Origin of the sequence: Klebsiella sp. 10-1 (genome assembly GCF_009758445.1) — a bacterium.
GTDB classification, from domain to species: Bacteria; Pseudomonadota; Gammaproteobacteria; order Enterobacterales; family Enterobacteriaceae; genus Klebsiella; species Klebsiella scottii.
Map to the genome: position 1 here is coordinate 320,891 of NZ_WQRE01000006.1, position 19,565 is coordinate 340,455.

At 53.2% G+C, this 19,565-nt stretch carries 18 protein-coding genes; 11 read left to right on the forward strand and 7 right to left on the reverse strand.

Translation table 11 applies throughout. From position 1 onward, the window contains the following. Positions 1 to 141: 141 nt before the first annotated feature. Both GO007_RS21450 and GO007_RS21455 read left to right on the forward strand, forming a co-directional pair. A complete protein-coding gene (locus GO007_RS21450; protein ID WP_198389060.1) occupies positions 142 to 2,553 on the forward strand; it encodes a circularly permuted type 2 ATP-grasp protein in 2,412 nt (803 codons plus the stop codon). Continuing rightward, positions 2,550 to 3,443: a transglutaminase family protein gene (locus tag GO007_RS21455; RefSeq protein WP_095103506.1), complete on the forward strand. Its 894-nt coding sequence runs from the start codon at positions 2,550 to 2,552 to the stop codon at positions 3,441 to 3,443. The genes GO007_RS21450 and GO007_RS21455 overlap by 4 nt, the downstream gene beginning before the upstream one ends. An 81-nt stretch (positions 3,444 to 3,524) precedes the next feature. Here GO007_RS21455 and GO007_RS21460 read toward each other — a convergent pair whose 3' ends face one another. The 4 genes from GO007_RS21460 to GO007_RS21475 form a co-directional block, all read right to left on the reverse strand. Beyond that, positions 3,525 to 4,286 carry an amino acid ABC transporter ATP-binding protein gene (locus GO007_RS21460; protein ID WP_095103507.1) on the reverse strand — a complete coding sequence of 254 codons (762 nt, stop codon included), beginning with the start codon at positions 4,284 to 4,286 and terminating at the stop codon, positions 3,525 to 3,527. An 8-nt stretch (positions 4,287 to 4,294) separates the two neighbouring features. Then, the gene (locus tag GO007_RS21465) at positions 4,295 to 5,395 is read right to left on the reverse strand and encodes an amino acid ABC transporter permease (RefSeq protein ID WP_095103509.1); all 1,101 of its coding nucleotides are present in this window, start codon (positions 5,393 to 5,395) and stop codon (positions 4,295 to 4,297) included. A 15-nt stretch (positions 5,396 to 5,410) separates the two neighbouring features. After that, positions 5,411 to 6,589: an amino acid ABC transporter permease gene (locus GO007_RS21470; protein WP_095103510.1), complete on the reverse strand. Its 1,179-nt coding sequence runs from the start codon at positions 6,587 to 6,589 to the stop codon at positions 5,411 to 5,413. Positions 6,590 to 6,654: 65 nt separating this feature from the next. Beyond that, positions 6,655 to 7,680 (reverse strand): amino acid ABC transporter substrate-binding protein, encoded by a 1,026-nt coding sequence (locus GO007_RS21475; RefSeq protein WP_095103512.1) that lies wholly within the window; start codon positions 7,678 to 7,680, stop codon positions 6,655 to 6,657. Between the two features lie 725 nt (positions 7,681 to 8,405). On the opposite strand from GO007_RS21475, the gene GO007_RS21480 reads away from it, so the two are divergent. Further along, a complete protein-coding gene (locus GO007_RS21480) occupies positions 8,406 to 9,008 on the forward strand; it encodes a DJ-1/PfpI family protein (RefSeq protein WP_095103513.1) in 603 nt (200 codons plus the stop codon). Between the two features lie 189 nt (positions 9,009 to 9,197). On the opposite strand, the gene GO007_RS21485 is transcribed toward GO007_RS21480, so the two are convergent. The 3 genes from GO007_RS21485 to GO007_RS21495 all read right to left on the reverse strand — a co-directional run bounded on the left by GO007_RS21485 (position 9,198) and on the right by GO007_RS21495 (position 12,878). After that, positions 9,198 to 9,896, reverse strand: a complete 699-nt coding sequence (locus GO007_RS21485) for a GntR family transcriptional regulator (RefSeq protein ID WP_095103515.1) — start codon at positions 9,894 to 9,896, stop codon at positions 9,198 to 9,200. Positions 9,897 to 9,923: 27 nt separating this feature from the next. Next, positions 9,924 to 11,180 carry an oxalate/formate MFS antiporter gene (gene oxlT, locus GO007_RS21490; RefSeq protein ID WP_095103516.1) on the reverse strand — a complete coding sequence of 419 codons (1,257 nt, stop codon included), beginning with the start codon at positions 11,178 to 11,180 and terminating at the stop codon, positions 9,924 to 9,926. A 96-nt stretch (positions 11,181 to 11,276) separates the two neighbouring features. Beyond that, on the reverse strand, positions 11,277 to 12,878 hold the full coding sequence (locus GO007_RS21495) for a gamma-glutamyltransferase family protein (RefSeq protein ID WP_223261813.1): 1,602 nt from the start codon (positions 12,876 to 12,878) through the stop codon (positions 11,277 to 11,279). A gap of 617 nt (positions 12,879 to 13,495) precedes the next feature. Here GO007_RS21495 and GO007_RS21500 point away from each other — a divergent pair. From GO007_RS21500 to GO007_RS21535, 8 genes are read left to right on the forward strand one after another with little or no spacing between them, the layout of a single operon-like run. Continuing rightward, positions 13,496 to 14,236 carry an amino acid ABC transporter ATP-binding protein gene (locus GO007_RS21500; protein ID WP_095103518.1) on the forward strand — a complete coding sequence of 247 codons (741 nt, stop codon included), beginning with the start codon at positions 13,496 to 13,498 and terminating at the stop codon, positions 14,234 to 14,236. A gap of 10 nt (positions 14,237 to 14,246) precedes the next feature. Beyond that, positions 14,247 to 14,945: an ABC transporter permease subunit gene (locus GO007_RS21505; protein ID WP_095103594.1), complete on the forward strand. Its 699-nt coding sequence runs from the start codon at positions 14,247 to 14,249 to the stop codon at positions 14,943 to 14,945. Between the two features lie 9 nt (positions 14,946 to 14,954). Continuing rightward, entirely contained in the window at positions 14,955 to 15,710 is a 756-nt protein-coding gene (locus GO007_RS21510) for an amino acid ABC transporter permease (RefSeq protein WP_095103519.1), read from the forward strand. Beyond that, on the forward strand, positions 15,697 to 16,542 hold the full coding sequence (locus GO007_RS21515) for a transporter substrate-binding domain-containing protein (RefSeq protein WP_095103521.1): 846 nt from the start codon (positions 15,697 to 15,699) through the stop codon (positions 16,540 to 16,542). Before GO007_RS21510 ends, GO007_RS21515 begins: the two co-directional genes overlap by 14 nt. Before the next feature lie 23 nt (positions 16,543 to 16,565). After that, positions 16,566 to 17,087, forward strand: a complete 522-nt coding sequence (locus GO007_RS21520; protein ID WP_095103522.1) for an L-2-amino-thiazoline-4-carboxylic acid hydrolase — start codon at positions 16,566 to 16,568, stop codon at positions 17,085 to 17,087. Beyond that, complete coding sequence (locus GO007_RS21525) at positions 17,087 to 17,839, forward strand: VOC family protein (protein ID WP_095103523.1); 753 nt, start codon at positions 17,087 to 17,089, stop codon at positions 17,837 to 17,839. Before GO007_RS21520 ends, GO007_RS21525 begins: the two co-directional genes overlap by 1 nt. 13 nt (positions 17,840 to 17,852) lie before the next feature. Beyond that, positions 17,853 to 18,653 (forward strand): pyrroline-5-carboxylate reductase family protein, encoded by an 801-nt coding sequence (locus GO007_RS21530; protein WP_095103527.1) that lies wholly within the window; start codon positions 17,853 to 17,855, stop codon positions 18,651 to 18,653. Between the two features lie 21 nt (positions 18,654 to 18,674). After that, a complete protein-coding gene (locus GO007_RS21535; protein ID WP_223261810.1) occupies positions 18,675 to 19,562 on the forward strand; it encodes an alpha/beta fold hydrolase in 888 nt (295 codons plus the stop codon). Positions 19,563 to 19,565: the final 3 nt, after the last annotated feature.

Below are 19,565 nucleotides of genomic sequence, written 5' to 3' on the forward strand. Positions count from 1 at the left end.
GAATACATGACAGCTTCTTTTTCTGAATCAATCACGCCGGCCTGTGAGCCGGCGTCTTTCTCTGTCGATCTCTCTGCGACAGACGTTTATAACGAAGCTTGCGATCCGGCGAACATCATCCGCCCGCAATGGACTGAGGTCATGAACAGCGTCAGCGAGATGGGCGTGGACGGGATGGAAAACCGTCTTCGTCAGGCCAGGCGTATTTTGCGCGATGATGGCGCAACCTATAACCTCAATGGCGATCCGCTGTCGCCGAACGTCTGGTCGCTGGACATCATTCCAAATCTGCTGGCGGAAGACGAGTGGTTAACCGTTGAACGCGGGCTGGCGCAGCGTTCGCTGCTTTTCGACCTGATGCTTAAAGATTTCTACGGCGAACAGCGGCTGCTAAAAGAGGGAATTGTCCCGTCAGAAATCGTGTTCTCTCACCCAGGCTTCCTGCGTCAGTGCCACGGTATACGTCTGCCGGGGGCGCACAATCTAATCTTCCACGCTGTCGATTTAGTTCGCAGCGGCGATGGACAGTTTGTGGCTATTGGCGATCGCACCCAGGCGCCGAGCGGCACCGGTTATGTTCTGGAAAACAGAATCGCAGTTTCTCGCGTGCTGCCGTCGCTGTTTCGCAACAGCAACGTCCGGCGGCTTTCCGGCTTCTTTCATGCACTACGACATACGTTAGCCAGCCTCGCCAGCCACAAAACCGATACCCCGCGGATCGTGGTGCTGACGCCCGGTGCGTACAGCAGCACCTATTTTGAGCATGCTTACCTCGCGAACTATCTCGGTTTTCAGCTGGTACAGGGAGGCGATCTGACCGTGCGTAACGGCAGGGTATGGTTGAAATCCCTTAATGGCCTGTCGGAAGTCGATGTGATTTTGCGCCGTATGGATGATGCTTATTGCGACCAAACGGAACTACGCTCCGACTCACGACTGGGCGTGCCGGGACTGCTGGAAGTGGTACGCAGCGGTAACGTCGTGCTGGCAAACCCTCTGGGCTCGGGGGTTCTTGAAGCGCCGGCGTTACTGGCGTTTCTCGCAGAAATTAGTCAGTGTTTGCTTGGCGAACCGCTATTGATCCCGACGGTTAAGACCTGGTGGTGCGGCCGCGCTGAGGATCGCGATTTTGTGATCCGTAACCTTGAGCATCTGATAATCAAGCCGTCCTGGCGTAGTTTTGATAGCAAAAGCATTTACGGCCATAGCCTGGATGACAGCAATCGGACGCTCATTATTCAGCAAATCATAGCCAACCCGCACAACTACGTGGCTCAGGTATATGTACCGGGCTCGCGCGTACCGGTCTGGGATAAGCAACAAATTGAGTATCGCCCCGGTATTTTCCGCGCGTTTACCGTTGCCACCCCGGAGGGCTACTGCGTAATGCCCGGAACGCTATCACGGGTGGCTGAGTCCGCTGATGAATTTATTGTCAGCGATTTATCCGGCGCCCGCAGCAAAGATACGTGGATACTGGGGGAAAAACCCGACATCGCGCAGCAGCCGCTGACGGATTCCATTCCTCGTGATGAGGGAAATCTGCCCAGCCGCGTTATAGAGAACCTGTTCTGGTTTGGCCGCTATGCGGAACGCGCTGAAATGAGCCTGCGCGTGATTCGTACTCTTTTCAAACAACTTAACGGAGTTGAGTTGTTTATGCCTGAAAGCCGCGAAGTCCTGCTGGGGGCATTATTCTCGCTCACCGGCACGTTGCCTGAAAGAGACGCTATCGGCGACCAGAGTCATGAGCTTTCTTCGCTGGTTTGCGATGGTCAACGCGTCGGGTCCATTAAATTTAATATCCAAAGCATGCTGACATGCGGCGAGCAGGTAAAAGAGATGCTCTCGGCCGATACCCGAATTATTCTCAATGAGTTACGCGATTGCATCCGGACGGTGGAGGTGGCGTATCAGGATGGGCTCCCGGAACTGCCGGAAGAGTCACTGGATAACCTGGTCACCTCTTTACTGGCATTGTCCGGGCTAAATCATGAGAGCATGCTGCGCGGAATGGACTGGCGTTTTCAGGAGATTGGCCGCCGCGCCGAACGGGCGCGTCTAACCGCCATTTTGTTAAAACACACGTTGACCCGCGCTCTTCCTGGCCTGCAGCAACAGCAAATTTTAGAATCGGTACTGATGAGCGTGGAGGCATTGATCTCTTTCCGTCGCCGCTATCGAGGACGGATGAACATCATTTCCGGTCTGGATTTATTGATGCTGGACGGTAGCAACCCGCGTTCATTGATTTATCAGATCGATCGGCTGCGTAAATATCTGCTCGATCTGCCGCGACAGGAGGGTCAGACTTCCAGCCTGACGTCCGACATGCGTCCGATAATGAAATCACTGACTGATATTCAACTGGCCGAGCTGGACATGCTGGCGCAGGTCGATGAACAAACGGAGCTGCGGGGACAACTGGATGCGCTCATGACGCAGATAATCAGCCAGCTGGAGCAATTCACGACCTTGCTGAGCGACAAGTATTTCGATCACGCAGATGGACCGCAGCAGTTGATTAACGCGCAATGGAAGACCGACTTATGAAATATCGGGTACGTCATCTTACGGAGTACCAGTACAATTCCCCCGTGACGTTATGCTACAACATGACGCATCTTCTGCCGCGCGATACGGCTAATCAACGCTGTTTGCTACGCCGAATTACAGTCACCCCGATGCCCGTTTATCAGAGCGAGGGGAGTGATTATTTCGGCAATCTGACGTTTTATTTCTCGATTCAGGTTCCGCACGATACGCTAACCATTGAGATGGAAAGCTACTTTGATATCGACGAAACAAACCACGCCGACCTGCTATATAACCACCCGCTGACCTGCGGAGAGTATCGTCGATTGCTGCATGAGTCTGGGACACCGGAGCTGCGGATGGCGAAAGAGTATGTGCTGGATTCCGATCTAATCCTCCGTTCCGAACGGCTGGCCAGCTATGCTGCCGATATTTTTCACGATAATGCCGGGGTAATTCAGGCCGCGATGGACTTTACGCATCGTATTTTTACGGAGTTCACTTTCGACCCGGTTGCGACCAGCGTCACTACGCCACCCGAGCAGGTGTTGCAGGAAAAGCGCGGCGTCTGTCAGGATTTCGCCCATCTGGCGATCGCCTGCCTGCGTTCCGTCGGGTTACCCGCGCGTTATATCAGCGGTTATATTGAAACGCTGCCGCCTGAGGGGCAGGAAAAATTAGCGGGGGCCGATGCGTCGCATGCGTGGTTTGCTATTTTTATCCCCGATTTAGGCTGGCTGGAATTTGATCCCACCAATGACCTCATGCCGCAGGGGCAGCACATCGTGACGGCATGGGGGAGAGATTACGCCGATGTCACCCCGTTACAGGGGGTTATTTTCGATGGTGGAGCAACGCTCGCCCTGCAGGTGGCGGTAGATGTGCAGCGCGAGTGCTCCCCTGATTGATCGAGATGCGATAAACGAACGCTTAAATACCCTCTCAACCTCGGCTGAGGGGTATTTAAGCTTGCGGCGTTCCTTGAGCGTTTAGTGAATAACCTGCGACAGAAACGCGCGGGTACGCTCTGATTTTGGATGGGCGAAAAACTCCTGCGGCGGGGCCTGTTCTACGATTTCGCCGCGGTCCATAAAGATAACCCGGTCAGCCACCGTGCGCGCAAAGCCCATTTCATGGGTGACGCAGAGCATCGTCATACCATCTTCCGCCAGACCAATCATGGTATCGAGCACCTCTTTTACCATCTCCGGGTCCAGCGCCGAAGTGGGTTCATCAAACAGCATGATTTTGGGTTTCATGCACAGTGAACGGGCAATGGCCACGCGCTGCTGCTGACCACCGGACAGCTGTCCCGGGAATTTATGCGCATGTTCAGCAATACGTACTCGCTGCAGATAGTGCATTGCCAGCGCTTCCGCTTCCTTCACTGGCATCTTACGCACCCAGGTCGGCGCCAACGTACAGTTCTGTAAAACGGTCAGGTGAGGGAAAAGATTAAAGTGTTGAAATACCATGCCGACTTCAGTTCGCACGCGTTCTATATTGCGAACATCATCGTTGAGATGAATACCATCAACGACGATACGCCCCTGCTGGTGTTCTTCCAGGTGGTTGATGCAACGAATTGTGGTCGATTTACCCGAGCCTGAGGGCCCGCAGAGAACAATACGTTCGCGGGGCTTCACCTGCAGGTTAATATCTTTCAATACGTGGAACTGACCGTACCATTTGTTCACATTTTCGAGCGAAATCATCATTGCGTCAGCAGAATTAGTCATCGTGTGTGTCATGTAAAACCTCAGTGCGATTTACGCCCGGTGTGAAAGCGCTTTTCCAGATACTGGCTGTAGCGCGACATGCTAAAACAGAAAATCCAGTAGACGAGAGCGGCAAAAACGTAGCCCTCTGTCGACATGCCAAGCCAGGTGGGGTCAACCGTCGCCTGTTGTACGCTACTGAAAAGATCGAACAGGCCGATGATGATCACCAGGCTGGTGTCTTTAAACAAAGCGATGATGGTGTTGACCAGTCCGGGGATGGTGAGCTTGAGCGCCTGGGGAAGAATGACCAGAAACTGTGTTTTCCAGTAGCCCAGCGCCAGCGATTCAGCCGCTTCATATTGCCCTTTGGGCAGCGCCTGCAATCCACCGCGCACCACTTCCGCGATATAGGCCGACTGGAACAGAATAACCCCGACCAGCGCACGCACCAGCTTATCGATAGTGGTTCCTTCGGCCATAAACAGCGGCAGCATCACCGATGACATAAACAGCACGGTAATCAGCGGCACGCCTCGCCAGAACTCGATAAAAATCACCGACAGAGTGCGAACGACCGGCATCGTTGAGCGGCGTCCCAGCGCCAGCAAAATCCCCAACGGCAACGCCCCGGCAATCCCGACGGAGGCGATAATCAGCGTCAGCGTCAGACCTCCCCACTGGCGGGTCTCGACGCGTTCGAGGCCCAAAAAACCGCCGTACATCAGGACCCAGACGATGATGGGATAGGCCACCGCCCAACAGGCGATATAGCGGCCTCGGCGCGGCATTGATTTGATAAACATCGGGATGATGGACAGCAGACCAATCACCAGCGCGAGGTTGATACGCCAGCGGAGTTCATGCGGATAGAGCCCATACATGAACTGGCCAAAGCGCGCATGGATAAACACCCAGCAGGCGCCTTCTTTGGTACAGTCGGCGCGGGTTGTACCCAGCCAGTTTGCCTTGAAGACCAGCCAGTTCAGCGCCGGGGGGATCACGGTCCAGATAATCCACAGACACAGCAGCGTCAGCAGCGTATTGAACCAGCTGGAGAACAGATGTTTACGTGCCCAGGCCCAGGCTTTACTCGCCGGGTTTGCTGGTGCCGGGGGTGTTTCATGTGTGGTAACAGACATAATCATTCCGTTCTCTTAACGCTCAACCAGCGCGATTTTGCGGTTGTAGATATTCATCAGCAGCGAAATAACCAGACTGATGATCAGATAGACCGCCATGGTGATAGCAATGGTCTCGATCGCCTGACCGGTCTGATTCAGCACCGTACCGGCAAACAGCGAGACCATATCCGGATAGCCGATGGCCGCCGCCAGCGAGGAGTTTTTCACGATGTTGAGATACTGGCTGGTCAGCGGTGGAATGATGACCCGCATTGCCTGGGGGATGATCACCTGCCGCATGGTCACAGGATTCGGCAAACCTAGCGAACGGGCCGCTTCACTCTGTCCATGCGGGACCGACTGGATACCGGAGCGAATCACTTCAGCAATAAACGAAGACGTGTAGATCGACAGCGCCAGCGTCAGCGAAGCCAGCTCCGGGATCATGACGAATCCGCCACGGAAGTTAAATCCGCGAAGCTGCGGGACATCCCAGTGGGTGGCGGCGCCAAACAGCGTATGGGCTATCAGCGGGAAGACGATAATCATCGCGGCGGCTGTGGGCCAGGTCCGCCGCAGCTGACCGGTCTTCAGCTGGTGCTGGCGGTTGTAATGCCGTAACCCGATGCTGCCTGCAATCGCCAGCGCCAGGGCGATAACGAATGGCCAGCTGCCTGGCGCATAGGTGGGCCACGGGATGTAAAGACCGCGGTTGCTGACAAACGCCAGATCGAATGCGCTTAATGCCTCGCGTGGGCCGGGGAGATTACGCAGAACGGCAAAATACCAAAAGAAAATCTGCAACAACGGCGGGATGTTGCGGAACGTCTCGATATAAATGGTCGAGAGCCTGCGCAGCAGCCAGTTATCAGACAGACGGGCGAGGCCGATAAAGAAACCGAGAATGGAGGCGAAAACAATGCACAGCGCGGAAACCAGCAGGGTATTGGTTAACCCCACAAGGAAGACGCGCGCGTAAGTATCGCCTTCAGTGTAATCAATCAGATGCTGGACGATGCCGAAACCGGCACCACGTTCAAGAAAACCAAAACCGGATGTAATACCGCGATTGGCCAGGTTGATCACCGTGTTGTGGATCAGATATCCCACAACAGCAAACACGGCCACAATGGCGACTATCTGGTAAAGCCAGGCGCGAACCGTGGGATTACCGAACGAAAAATCCCTTTTTACGGTTGGGCGTTGAGACATGTTGAAACCTCAATGAAAAAAGCGCATTGGGTACCGCAGGGTGCGGTACCCGACTGGAAGGCAGATTAGCGTACCGGCGGTGCGTACTGGATGCCGCCCTGGTTCCAGAGCGCATTCTGGCCGCGCGCGATTTTCAGCGCGCTGTCTTTACCGACATTGCGGTCAAAGCTCTCCTGGTAGTTACCGACCTGTTTAATAATGTTGAACGCCCATTTATTGTCGAGCTTCAGGTCTTTGCCAAAGTCGCCTTCAGAACCCAGCAGGTGAGCCATGTCCGGGTTGGAGGGTTTTGCCGCCAGCTGATCGACGTTTTTCGAACTGATCCCCATTTCTTCAGCGTTCAGCATTGCGTACAGGGACCATTTAACGATAGTGAACCAGTCGTCATCGCCGCGGCGCACAACTGGCCCCAGAGGTTCTTTCGAAATAACTTCCGGCAGAACGATGAATTCATCCGGTTTGCCCAGCTTAATACGCAGCGCGTACAGCTGAGACTGATCGGAAGCCAGGGTATCGCAGCGGCCGCTGTCGAGGGCCTTAGCCGATTCGTCAGAGCGGTCAAAGGTCACCGGCGTGTATTGCATTTTGTTGGCTTTGAAGTAATCGGCGACGTTCAGCTCGGTATCCGTACCTGCCTGGATACACACGGTGGCGCCATCCAGCTCTTTAGCGCTTTTGAGGCCAGCCTTTTGATGGGTCAGGAAGCCAATACCGTCATAATAGTTGACTCCCGCGAATAAGAACCCCATCCCGCCGTCGCGTGAAGAAGTCCAGGTGGTATTACGGGACAGAATGTCCACCTCACCTGATTGCAGGGCGGTAAAACGCTCTTTTGCCGTCAGCGGGGTGTATTTGACCTTGCTGGCATCGCCAAACACCGCCGCCGCAGTAGCGCGACAGACATCCACATCAATACCGGTGAATTTACCGTTCGCATCGGCGTAAGAGAAGCCCGGCAGACCATCACTGATACCGCATTGAACAAACCCTTTCTTCTTAATTGCATCCAAAGTGGTGCCAGCATGTGCTTGCTGCGCGACGGCGAACAGAGACGCCGCGGCGACCAGGGTGGAGAACATTATTTTTTTCATAAATCATCCTGTGTGGATAAATCGTGGTGTTATGTGGTTGTGTTGAGCACTGTACCGTGCGTTTTTTCCTGTGGCGGTCCGCCATTTCCGTTAAGGCAATTTTGATGCCATGTTTTCAGATCACTGAAATTTATAGGAAGAGTTCTTCATCATCTGAATCATCAAGAAAGTTACGGTTACTATTGAGCACTAAAAGGGAACAATACGAGTCATCGTGGGCAAAAATAGTGCAAAAGTTTCACGATAAGAAAGCAGCGGGCGTGGAGAAGAAGGGCGCATGCTGATGGGTTTGGCATTTGATGACGAAACGATTCACTCGCATACAGCCGCGGTCTCAAGGGATAGCAGGATGAGGGAAGGGGGACGAGTTGGGTAATATCCCTGACGGGAGTGTGAGATTTACCGGTAAAATCTCAAGGTATTAACTGCAACTATCGTTACCATCAAGCAGGTAACTGTTTCATTAGTTGCGAATGCAAACGTGGCAAAAGGAAACCCGTTAATGCTGAAAGCGCCAGGGTAATGTTTAATTCGTATTGGCAACGTTCAGCCCCGACTGGTAATAATACAGGTAGTGGATCGCAGGTCTCCGACAAGTGCGTGAGTTCAAAGGACGGCACTGGAATTCGGTTTGGATTGTTTAGCCTGGCGTTGGCCATCGTAATAATATGCTTTGGCCTGATAAGTATTTTTCTGTTTTTACGCACTAGCGAGGGAGTGAATCTATGCCGGTACAAGTCGGGATCTATATTTTTGATAATGTTGAAGTCCTCGATTTTGCTGGACCTTATGAAGTCTTCACCTGTGCTTCCAGGGTTCATCGGGGAGAAAAACCACTGTTTAACGTCTTTACGGTAGGCGAAACCCTGGAGACCATACGTGCGCGAGCAGGACTGAAACTTACCCCTGAAGCCACGATAGATAATCATCCACCAATAGATTGCTTGATTATTCCTGGCGGGGTTGTCGATGCGGAGCTTGCAAAGAATAATGTAATTGAATGGATATACCAGCAATCGTTAAAAACGGTGATTACCTCTTCAGTGTGTACCGGCTCTTTTTTACTCGCTAAAGCGGGTATTTTGTCCGGTAAATCCGCCACCACGCATTGGGAGGATATTCCCGATTTCCGAATGATGTTTCCACAAGTCTTCGTAAAAGAAGAATTACGCTGGGTAGATGAGGGACCAATTGTAACCTCCGCCGGGATTTCAGCGGGTATTGATATGAGTCTACATTTAGTCGAACGCTTTTCTGATAGAGCGCTTGCGGAGCTTACCGCGAAACAGCTGGCATTTGACTGGACCGGGAATAAACCCACGATTTAGTTAATTCAATGAAACAGGAGACGCGGAGGGCAGCCTGTTTAGCATCATAGTATTGCGCGAACCACAGAAGAAATAAGGGTCAGGTTAGCGCGATCGTATGGTTCAACCTTTAACTGCGGTTATTTTCTTTACCCGAAAATGGCGCGGCTCCTGACCTGCTCCCTTTTACAAGAAGGGAGCAGGGTCAACTCAGGAAAGGGCTTTAGCCCGGACGCGCTGCAGGCGGCGCAGCGTAATGGTACTGGCGCCAAGGTGGGCGTCTTTGATATGCAGAATAATCAACTCTACCGCTCGCTCCTCCAGCCGGCATTCTATAGCCTCCAGCAGTTCAGCATGCTCTTCATAGGTCTGCGCAATACGCGCCTCATACTCAAAATCGAGCCGGCGCATAATGCGGATCCTGTCAGTAATATTGGTCAGAATTGCCGTCAGTTCGCGATTGCCTGCGGCTTCCGTCAGGGCAATATGAAACTGCTCATCAAGTTCCAAAACTTTATCGCACTCTAATAGTCTCGCCTCAGGCGCGACGCACCAGACTGCTTTAAGTTCGGCGAGAACGGCCCGGTTCACTTTCGGCGAAGTTGAGTTGCACAGATGCCTGACCGTATTCGCTTCAATCAGCGCGCGCGTTTCGTACAGATCTTCATACGTATCGAAATCAATGGGAAATACTTCCCACCCGTTACGAACGCAGCGCCTGACCAGGTTTTCGTTTTGTAATATCAGCAGCGCTTCGCGCACAGGCGTACGCGAGCATCCAAGGCGACGGGCAATGTCCACCTCCGTGAACCGATCTCCTGGCAGAAGAACAAACTGGTAAATTTCCTGCCGCAGTCGAAGACAGACGCGCTCCGAATGCGGAAGAAGCTGTGTAGGTTCAGATGTCATTGCCGTTATTCCTGAAAAGTTCTGAGATTAGCTATGCTGGCGGATGAATCGTGCACGCCAGGGTTTTAAAACGCACAAGGCGAGAGCGGCGGTAACAAAATCCAGGCCAATTGCGCAACTGAAGACAACGTGCCATCCCTGAGTGTATTGATACAAGAGCGCCGCAAGCGGGCCGCCGAAAATCGAACCGATGCCTTGCGAAATGTACAGCCAGCCATAGTTTGACGCGGCATTTTCGCTGCCAAAGGTGTCAGTCAGGGTCGACGGGAAGAGTGAAAAGATCTCTCCCCAGCCAAAGAACACTACACCAGACAATAGCACAAAGAGCATTGGATCTTCTCGACACGCCAGCCATAACGTCATGGCAACGCCCTCAAGCGCGAATGCGATGAACATGGTTTGCTCGCGGCCAAAACGGTCGGAGATAAAGCCAAATAGCGGGCGGGTCAGACCGTTAGTGAAACGATCAATCGTCAGAGCCAGTGGCAAAGCTGCCATACCAAATACCACCGCCTTACTGATCCCGAAATCCTCTGCGAAAACCGCCATCTGCGAGGTAACCATCAACCCGGAGGTGGACATCATCGCCATCATGGCGAACATCAGCCAGAACAGCGGCTGGCGCAGCATTTCGCGTGAGGTGAATTGCTTGCTGCTCTGCGCCAGCTTCTGGCTGACGGGGATCGATACCGTGTTCGGCGGCAGCCTCAGCCCCTGACTTGCCAGAAAACCTATAGCGGCAAAAATGATGCCGAAAACGGTCATCGTTTGTTCAAGACCGTAGCTGCCAAGCGACATTGAGATGGGGAAAGTGGTTAATACGGCGCCCATACCGTATCCTGCGGCCACCGAGCCTGCGGCGAATCCACGGTGCTGCGGGAACCATTTCACCATCAGGCCGACAACGCCTATGTAAACAATCCCGGTACCAAGCCCGCCCATACAGCCATAGATCAACCACAGCGCGGTCAGACCATGAATATGCGCTGAAAGTACCCAGCTCATCCCGGCCATTACGGTGCCGATCGAAATCAGCAGCCTGGGGCCGAATTTTTCAACCAGCCGCCCCTGAAACGGTGAAAAGAAAGTCTGCAGTATGATTAGCAGAGAAAAGGTGACCTGCAGTTCCGGTAATCCCACGCCCAGTTTCGCGGCTAACGGCTTCGTCAGCAGCGTCCAGACATATTGCGGACTTGAAATGGCAGCCATACAGATCAAACCAAGAACGAGCTGTCCCCATTTCCCATATTTAGGTGTGATAAAGGGTTCGCTGAGAGTAGTCATAATAATCTCCGATCGCAGTGTAAAATCATTCGGTAGAGGGCGCCCGTCAGGGGATATCGCCCGCCGTTGAAAAATGTCGAATAGAAAAAATGAGCGTTACCAGATCGCCACGCCGCCGTCGCTGCGCGGATCGCTCCCCCCCTCAAGCATGCCGTTGCGGCGGCGGATGATGGCGCCGGCATGACCCATGATGTCGTCATAAGGGGGATAGATTTCGACGTCATGGCCGTAACGCCTGAGGATGTCGGTTGTCGTCGGGCTTAAGCGGCTCTCAATCTTGAGCGTGTCGCTGCTTTCGCCCCAGGTGCGGCCCAGCAGCCAGCGCGGCGCGGCTACCGCTGCCTGCGGAGACATGCCTTGATGAAGAATACGGTCGAAAACGGCGGCCATTGTCTGCGGCTGGCCGTCGCCGCCCATGCTGCCGTAAACCATCACGTCACCGTTTACCAGGCGCACCAGCGCCGGGTTGAGCGTATGGAATGGCAAACGACCTGGTTGAAGCGGGTTAGTCGCGGCGGGGTCAAGCGAAAAACTGCTGCACCGGTTCTGCCAGATAATGCCGCTGTCCGGCAGAATAACGGCGCTGCCGAATTCATGATAAATACTCTGGATATAGCTCACTGCCGTACCGGAACTATCGACGACCCCCATCCAGATCGTGTCCGCCGGACCGCGGCCACCTTCCCACGCTCGCGTTCGATCGGCCGCGATTTGTTGGCTGAGCATTTCGATGTTTTCCGGCGCGAGCAGGGATTGTGGATCGACTTTCATATGCGCCGGGTCGGTGATATGACGATCCCGCAAATCAAACGCGAGCTTGATCGCTTCCACGCACTGATGAATGAAATCAGCTTCGTCAACAATGGCGCCTTTTTTACGCTGATATTCGATGACCCCGGTGATAAGCAGCGAGACCAGGCCCTGGGACGGCGGGGGCAGGTTATAAACCGTGCCGGCATCTATTTCCAGCGCCAGCGGTTTGACCAGAGAAGCGCCGAAGCTATCCAGATCGCTGAATTGCAACAGGCAGCCGGCGGCGTTAAGTTCACTGGCAATAAGACGAGCGATATCACCGTGATAGAAATCATCCAGGCCGTTTATGGCCAGCTTTTCCAGCGTGTTGGCTAACGCAGGCTGGTGCAGCAATTCATCCGTGTTCAGCGCCTCGCCTGAGGGAGCGAATAGCGAGGTAAAGCCGGGGAATAACCGCAGCTGGTTTAGCCTGGATGCGATTTGCTGGTGCAGCCCATCACTGACCGGAACGCCATAACGAGCATAGTGAATAGCATCCTTCAGCAGACGGGATAACGGCAGGCGCGCTGGCTCAGTGAGGTTCTGTTCCGCCCATTCCAGCGCCAGGCTCCAACCTGCCACCGCCCCGGCCACGGTATTGGCGGCATGCGGACCCCGCGACGGAATTTGCTGAAAACCCGCATTTTTATAAAAAGGGATATCAGCTTTTTGTGCCGCATATCCACATGCCTGAATCGCTACCGGCTCTTTACCCGGCGCCGAGATCAACCAGAAACCATCGCCGCCAATGCCGTTCATATGCGGATAGACAACGGCGATAGTGGCTGCGGCGGCAACCATCGCTTCAATAGCGTTGCCACCGTCTCTTAAAACAGCGACAGCGCTTTCTGCTGCCATCGCGTGCGGCGCAACAGCCATCCCCTGCGTGCATTTTACTGACTTCATCTGATTCATTGCATAACACCTTGTCGACATATGTGTATACACATACCAATGCAACAAATAAGCCAATTATAAAACATGATTATAATCAACAGGTTAAACTGAAATCGAATGGAGGTGGCGGGTGGGATTTCGTCGTGCGGTGGCACTGCAAAGGTGCAAATGTCAGATCCAGGTGCGTTGCATATAAAAGAACCAGACAGGCGGGGCAGGGAAGAGGACTCCCGTTAAGTCGGGGCTCTTTTCGCCCATCCGGAGCGGTTTATCACCGCAGCCCGGCGATAGCGTGGCTGCTAAATCACTCTTTGCCTGGATTGATCGCCTTCGCTGACACTGGGTGAACCTTACCGGGCGCAGGAGTGGGATGCTAAAAAAGAATGTAAAGAATGATCCGCGGCGATAAATAGCGGATCATTCTTTTCCCCGCCTTTTATATTCTCTCAACAGTTTGAATATGCCAGTTTCAGGAAAAATGCCCTGTGTCGGAAATGTGTTTTTCAACTTTGGATATGTGTTTTTCTTGTTTGTCTTTATAGACCCCGCAGCAATATAGTTTTAGTAAAGAAATAAATGCCAGTGTTGCGCATTTATCAGGGATAGCTCGCTGCGAAAATAAAATAATGATTGCTATTGATAAGATCAGTAAAAGTTTTACTGGCGAACAAATACTAAAAGAGGTTTCGCTTTCCATTAATACAGGGGAAGTTATCTGCATTATTGGTCCAAGCGGCTCGGGGAAAACGACATTATTGCGCACCTTAAATTTTCTGGAGCCTGCCGACAGCGGGAAAATAGAAATCGATGATGCGGTTGTTGACTGCGCGAAAGCCGGAAAAAAAGAGATTGAAAAAATACGCGCGAAAACCGCGATGGTCTTTCAATCCTGGAATTTGTTTCACAATCTCACCGCATTGCAAAATATTACCGAAGGCCTGATTTATGCGCAAAAACGCCCTCGTCAGGAGGCAGTGGCTGTAGCCGAGCGTCTGCTAAAACAGGTCGGGCTGTTGCATAAAAAAGACCATTACCCGAACAGCCTTTCTGGCGGGCAGAAACAGCGTATCGGCATAGCCCGTGCGCTGGCAATTAACCCGGCAGTGCTGTTACTGGATGAACCGACATCAGCTCTGGACCCGGAAAAAGTAGGCGAAATCCTGACGCTGATTCAGAACATTGCCGCCAACGGGCAAACGATGATTATCGTGACTCATGAAATGGAGTTTGCCCGCCAGGTCGCCTCCAGGGTGGTGTTTATGGAAAACGGGGAGATCGTGGAGCAGGGGCCGCCTGAGCAAATTTTTGGCGCGGCGTTGCACACGAGGACCCAGGCGTTTCTTGCCCGATTACGTTACCACGCCTGAGGCCACGCTGATGAATCCACATCCGTTATTGAGTTCCGACGATCTGCTTTTCATTGTGCCGAAATTACTGGAAAACCTGCCGATCACGCTGGGTATTACGCTTGCATCTCTGCTTCTCGGCCTGGCGCTTGGCCTGCTGGCTGCGGTATTGCAGTTTAGCCGTTCACCGGTGTTGAGTGTGTTTGCGAAAGCGTACACCGATGTGCTGCGCGGAGCGCCGCTGGCTCTGCTGATCCTGCTCTTTTTCTTCGGCGGAAAACTGATTCTCTCAGCGCTGGAACTACCGGCGTTACTGATTAGCGATATGACCTTTGCCATATTGTCTATTTCTGTTGGCATTAGCCCCTATTTTGCCGAAATGATGCGCTCGGCATGGAATGCCGTGGATCCAGGACAAAAAGAGGCCATACGCAGCCTGAATATTCCCTGGCATATTGGGATCGCGCGCATCATTTTCCCGCAAGGACTCATTATCGCCATTCCGAATTTTGGCAATATTTTAATCAACCTCGTTAAGATGACGTCGCTGGTTAATATTATTGGCATTGTCGATATTTTTGGTCGGGCGCAGAAAATCTCGCAAAACAGCTATGGTACCAAGCAGGTTGCGGCATTTATTAGCGTTATCCTCATTTACTGGTTTCTTAACATAATTATCTTTTATCTCACTACCCGTATTGAGAAAAAGTATCAATATTTACTGGAGTAAAATACGACTATGTTTAGCATCGATTTTATCCGGGATAATTTCACCTTTATACTAAGTGCACTACCGATCACGTTGCTGATCACCATTTTATCGTTATTTTTTTCGACGCTATTAGGCGGCGTCCTGGCCTGGGTGGTCATTCGCGATGTGCCTTACGTGAAATATCTGGTTGCGGTGTTTATCTCTTTTGGGCGCTCCATCCCCATGCTGGTGATGCTCTATTTTATTTTTTATGTCTGGCCGTGGCTTGCCAGCGGGCTTTTTGGCGGTCCGCAGGAGACGCCGTTCACCTACAAGCTCTCGCCTCTGGTAGCCGCAGTAGCTGCTTTTTCAGTGGTGTTCAGCGCGTACTTCGCAGAGACGTTTCGTTCGGCGTGGAATGCGGTGGAAAAAGGGCAACGAGAAGCTGCATGGTCGATTGGCCTGACCGGTTTTACCCAGTTTCGACGCATTATTTTGCCGCAGGCGGCGGTATCCGCTTTACCTAACTACACCAGCGTCCTGATTGACCTGATCAAGGATACGTCGCTGGTTTATACCATCACCGTGATCGATGTGATGGCAAAGGCGAATATCGCGGCGGCACGTGGTTTTCATTATGTGGAGGCCTATTGCATCGTCATGATTATTTATATTGCGCTCTGTCTGGTCCTTACCCGGATATTGCGACATATCGAGGCGTATCTCAGTAACCGGTGGAAAAGCCATGCACGAAAAGTGGTTCCATCTCACTCATTTTGGGGAAAGAAGTATGTTCAAAAATAAGGTGTTAATGATCGGTTCGTTGCTGTTAGCAATGCAGGTAGCGGTGGTTCAGGCGGTCGAAAAAAGCCCGAATGCAGAAACTGTTGAAGTGGTGGTGAATGCGAACGGGTTCCCGTTTAGCTTTGTGGATGATAATAACAATATTACCGGTTACGATGGTGAGTTATTAAAAGTCATTGACCAGAAGCTCGCCAACTATAAGTTCCATTTTAATGCGGTCTCTCGTGATGCGATGATCATCGGGTTATCCACCGGCGCGTATACTCTGGCGGCTGACCATTTTTATCTGACGAAAGAGCGCGCGGCACAATACGCGTACTCTGGCCAGCCTTCGGGCATCAGCGACCTGCGTTTAATTATACGTAACAATGAAAATGATATTCATACGCTGGGAGATCTGGCGAGCGGTAAGAAAAAACTGGTGCCGATCCATACGTCTGACGCACGCTATACCGTTATTGATAACTACAACAAAAAGCACCCAGGTCAGCAAATCAATCTGCAGCCGAACGGTGAGCAATCTGCGGCGGACATTTTCAAAGCCGTCGCCTCCGGAGAGTACGATGCGGCTATATATCCGATTGGCGCATTACTGGCGTTAAACAAAGCCCTGAATCTGAACCTGAAAGCCTCCGGGTCGGTCGGTTTGTTCCCCAACGTCTATTTATACAAAAAGAATGCCGACCCGAAACTGATTGAGGCCATCGACCACGAGCTTGAAGCCCTTAAAAAAGACGGCACGCTGGCCGCACTGTCTCGCAAGTGGTATGACGAAGATGTTTACGGTCTGCCGGGTGCGGAAAGCGTCAAAGTAAACACCGACTGGGAATAGTCGTTTAAGGGGAGTGCTGTCTGATGAATACAAAACAGCCCGCTTCGGCGCACAACGCGCCGACCCTGGACGACGAGGTTACTCTTGCGCTACGGGCTATCACCGAAAAGCGCGCCGCGACGCTTGGCTATTTACTTGATGAATCCCGGCTACGCAATCAGCCCGACGATTATGCGCGCGACGCTATCCGCCGTTATGGCCGTGATATCGGGCGTTCCGTACGCGCGAAGATGCGTTGTGACAACGATTTGCAGGAATTTGCTGCTGTGTTTACCCGTGGGCTGGAATCGCAGGTTTACGAAATGGAGACCGTATCGACCAGCCCGTCAGAGTTTATTGTGCTGTTCCATTATTGCCCTTACGTCAATTGCTGGCGTCAGCAGGGACGCGATGCCCGGCAGATTGAGACGCTGTGCGACATCTGCATGGAAGGGGATCATGCGTTAACCGATGCATTCGAGGGCATGCAGTTAGCGGTTGAGACCGCGCTGGCGCGGGGGGATGCCGCCTGCCGGCTGCGTTTCTACCAGACTCAGGAGGCTTAATGACAACACTAAAATGGGATCACGCCGTTCAGTTTGTGAACCAGCCGGACGAAGCGATTGCCGCGTTTGCCGGGCAGCAGCTCAGAGCGCTTGCCGGTGGGCGTCACCCTGGCTGGGGGACCTGGAATGCGCTCAGCTATTTCGGACTGACCTATATCGAATTTCTCGCCATCTACGATCGCGCCGAGCTAGCGTCGGCGCAGGCCGATTTTTTGCTCTCCCGTGACGCGGCGCAGCTGTTGCCGGAAAACCAGGCGCTGCATCGGGTGGCGCTGCGCACGGATGATATTGACCAGACGCATGCCGACCTGCGCAGCAAGGGGCTGAATGTCTCCCCGATTGTCGACGGCCGGCGTAACGATCCGCAGGGTAATACCATTAGCTGGCGTATTTTCACTATCGATGGGGATTTTAACGGTCTGCCGTATCCCTTTATTTTGCAATGGGGAGAGGGCGATAGCGCGCGGCTGGCGCGGCTACATGCTCAGGGGCTCGACGGGCCACATCCCGCAGGCGAGGTAACGTTGCAGAGCGCTATTTTTGCGGTGCAAGACCCGCAGGCCGCGCGTGCGCACTGGCACGCGCTATTTGGGTTCAATGAACTGTCGGAGGGGCTGGCAGTGGGCCAACAGCGCTTTGTTTTTCTCCAGGGGCAGGCCAACCGCTTAGTCGAACTGGTCTTTAACGTCGCTGACCCGGCGCTGAAAGGCCAACGTTTTCGCGTAGGCAACGGCGAATATCGCTTTCAATAAGGAGTCACTGCGCATGGCAAATGTACATTTTATTGGTGCCGGACAAATGGCGGAGGCCATTATTCGAGCCTCGCTGGCGGCGGGGACGCTTCGCGCGGAAGAGATTTCGCTGGAGGATATCGATTCGGGTCGCATCGCAGCGCTCACTGAACGTTATGGCCTGGCGCAGCAGCAGCGCGAGGATGTGTTGCGCGAGGCCGCCCTGGTGGTGCTGGGGATCCGCCCACAGGACGATTTATCGAGTGTGGCAGAGCGTATTCGGCCCCATCTTTCTGCCGCAACGACGGTGATCTCCCTGATTGCCGGGGTGACGCTGCACAAACTCGAAACCGTATTGGGGACGGGAAAAACCATTGCCCGGGTTATCCCTAATACGCTTACCGATACCGGATTTGGCTACAGCGGGGTGGTTCTGAACGCGCAGGCGCTTCCCGAACAGGTGGAGCCTTTTCTGAGCGGTTTTGGCAAGGTGCTTTACCTGCCGGAACGGCTTATTGATATCTTTACCGGCTTCGGCGTCGCCGGGCCGAACTATATTTATTACTTTATCGAGTCGTTTACCGATGCGGGCGTGCTGGCCGGTCTGTCGCGCGCGCAGGCAGCTGAGGTGGTTCTGGAAAATCTGCAGGGGGCGATAGAGATGCTGCGCCTGAGCCAGAAACACCCGAGGCAGCTACTCGATATCAACAACTCCCCGGCGGGAGTCGGGATTCATGGGTTGTATGAGCTTAACAACAGCGATTTCGCTGCAGGCCTGCAACGCAGCGTGCTTGCGGCGGTGAAACGCACCCGTGAGTTGGGTGAGGCACAGTAAACGTTATCAGGAGCGATCGCTATGAAGAGAAAAAATACACTATTCCTCGCCGGACTGCTCTGCGTGATGGGGACGTTGAGCACCTCTGCGGCCTGGTCGGTCACCCCTCAATCCCCCATAGCCTGGGGGGAACGTTGGAAAAATCTGCCGCGAACACCAGCGCCTGTCGCCGCGCTGAAACCGGCGTATGCCAGCGTAAACGGAATACAGCTCTATTACGCCACCACCGGAGAGGGAACGCCGGTGGTTTTGCTCCACGGCGGGCTGGCGAATTCCGATTACTGGGGTCAACAGGTTGCAGCGCTGGCGAAGCATCATAAGGTCATTGTGGTTGATAGTCGGGGCCATGGACGCAGCACGCGTGACGAGCGCCCTTACAGCTACGACCTGATGAGTGATGATGTGGTTGCGCTGCTCGATCATCTGAACATTAAGAAAGCGGATATTGTCGGCTGGAGCGATGGGGGAATTATTGGTATCGATTTGGCTATTCGCCACCCGACCAGAGTGAACCGCATTTTCTCCTTTGCCCCCAATACGAAAACCAGCGGCGTAAAACCTGATACCGAGAAAAACCCGGTCTTTGCCAGCTATATCGAACGGGCGGGCAATGAATATCGCAAGCTTTCAAAAACTCCCGACCAGTACGATGCCTTTGTCGATCAGATAAGCCATATGTGGGCAACACAGCCCAACTGGAGCGATGACGATCTCAAGAAAATCACAACCCCGGTACTGATTGTCGATGGCGACCATGACGAGGCCATTGTGCGGGAGCATCTGGAATATATTGCCAACACCATCCCGAATGCCGGATTGTTGATTTTACCAAACACCAGCCACTTCGCGTTTATTCAGGCGCCGAAAGAGTTCAACGAGGCCATCCTGAGCTTTATCGATTACAGGTGACGA

Bases quoted from the DNA above. Each gene is read 5' to 3' on its own strand.
- GO007_RS21450 (WP_198389060.1), top strand. From the start codon at position 142: ATGAACAGCGTCAGCGAGATGGGCGTGGACGGGATGGAAAACCGTCTT.
- GO007_RS21455 (WP_095103506.1), top strand. From the start codon at position 2,550: ATGAAATATCGGGTACGTCATCTTACGGAGTACCAGTACAATTCCCCC.
- GO007_RS21460 (WP_095103507.1), bottom strand. From the start codon at position 4,286: ATGACACACACGATGACTAATTCTGCTGACGCAATGATGATTTCGCTC.
- GO007_RS21465 (WP_095103509.1), bottom strand. From the start codon at position 5,395: ATGTCTGTTACCACACATGAAACACCCCCGGCACCAGCAAACCCGGCG.
- GO007_RS21470 (WP_095103510.1), bottom strand. From the start codon at position 6,589: ATGTCTCAACGCCCAACCGTAAAAAGGGATTTTTCGTTCGGTAATCCC.
- GO007_RS21475 (WP_095103512.1), bottom strand. From the start codon at position 7,680: ATGAAAAAAATAATGTTCTCCACCCTGGTCGCCGCGGCGTCTCTGTTC.
- GO007_RS21480 (WP_095103513.1), top strand. From the start codon at position 8,406: ATGCCGGTACAAGTCGGGATCTATATTTTTGATAATGTTGAAGTCCTC.
- GO007_RS21485 (WP_095103515.1), bottom strand. From the start codon at position 9,896: ATGACATCTGAACCTACACAGCTTCTTCCGCATTCGGAGCGCGTCTGT.
- oxlT (WP_095103516.1), bottom strand. From the start codon at position 11,180: ATGACTACTCTCAGCGAACCCTTTATCACACCTAAATATGGGAAATGG.
- GO007_RS21495 (WP_223261813.1), bottom strand. From the start codon at position 12,878: ATGAAGTCAGTAAAATGCACGCAGGGGATGGCTGTTGCGCCGCACGCG.
- GO007_RS21500 (WP_095103518.1), top strand. From the start codon at position 13,496: ATGATTGCTATTGATAAGATCAGTAAAAGTTTTACTGGCGAACAAATA.
- GO007_RS21505 (WP_095103594.1), top strand. From the start codon at position 14,247: ATGAATCCACATCCGTTATTGAGTTCCGACGATCTGCTTTTCATTGTG.
- GO007_RS21510 (WP_095103519.1), top strand. From the start codon at position 14,955: ATGTTTAGCATCGATTTTATCCGGGATAATTTCACCTTTATACTAAGT.
- GO007_RS21515 (WP_095103521.1), top strand. From the start codon at position 15,697: ATGTTCAAAAATAAGGTGTTAATGATCGGTTCGTTGCTGTTAGCAATG.
- GO007_RS21520 (WP_095103522.1), top strand. From the start codon at position 16,566: ATGAATACAAAACAGCCCGCTTCGGCGCACAACGCGCCGACCCTGGAC.
- GO007_RS21525 (WP_095103523.1), top strand. From the start codon at position 17,087: ATGACAACACTAAAATGGGATCACGCCGTTCAGTTTGTGAACCAGCCG.
- GO007_RS21530 (WP_095103527.1), top strand. From the start codon at position 17,853: ATGGCAAATGTACATTTTATTGGTGCCGGACAAATGGCGGAGGCCATT.
- GO007_RS21535 (WP_223261810.1), top strand. From the start codon at position 18,675: ATGAAGAGAAAAAATACACTATTCCTCGCCGGACTGCTCTGCGTGATG.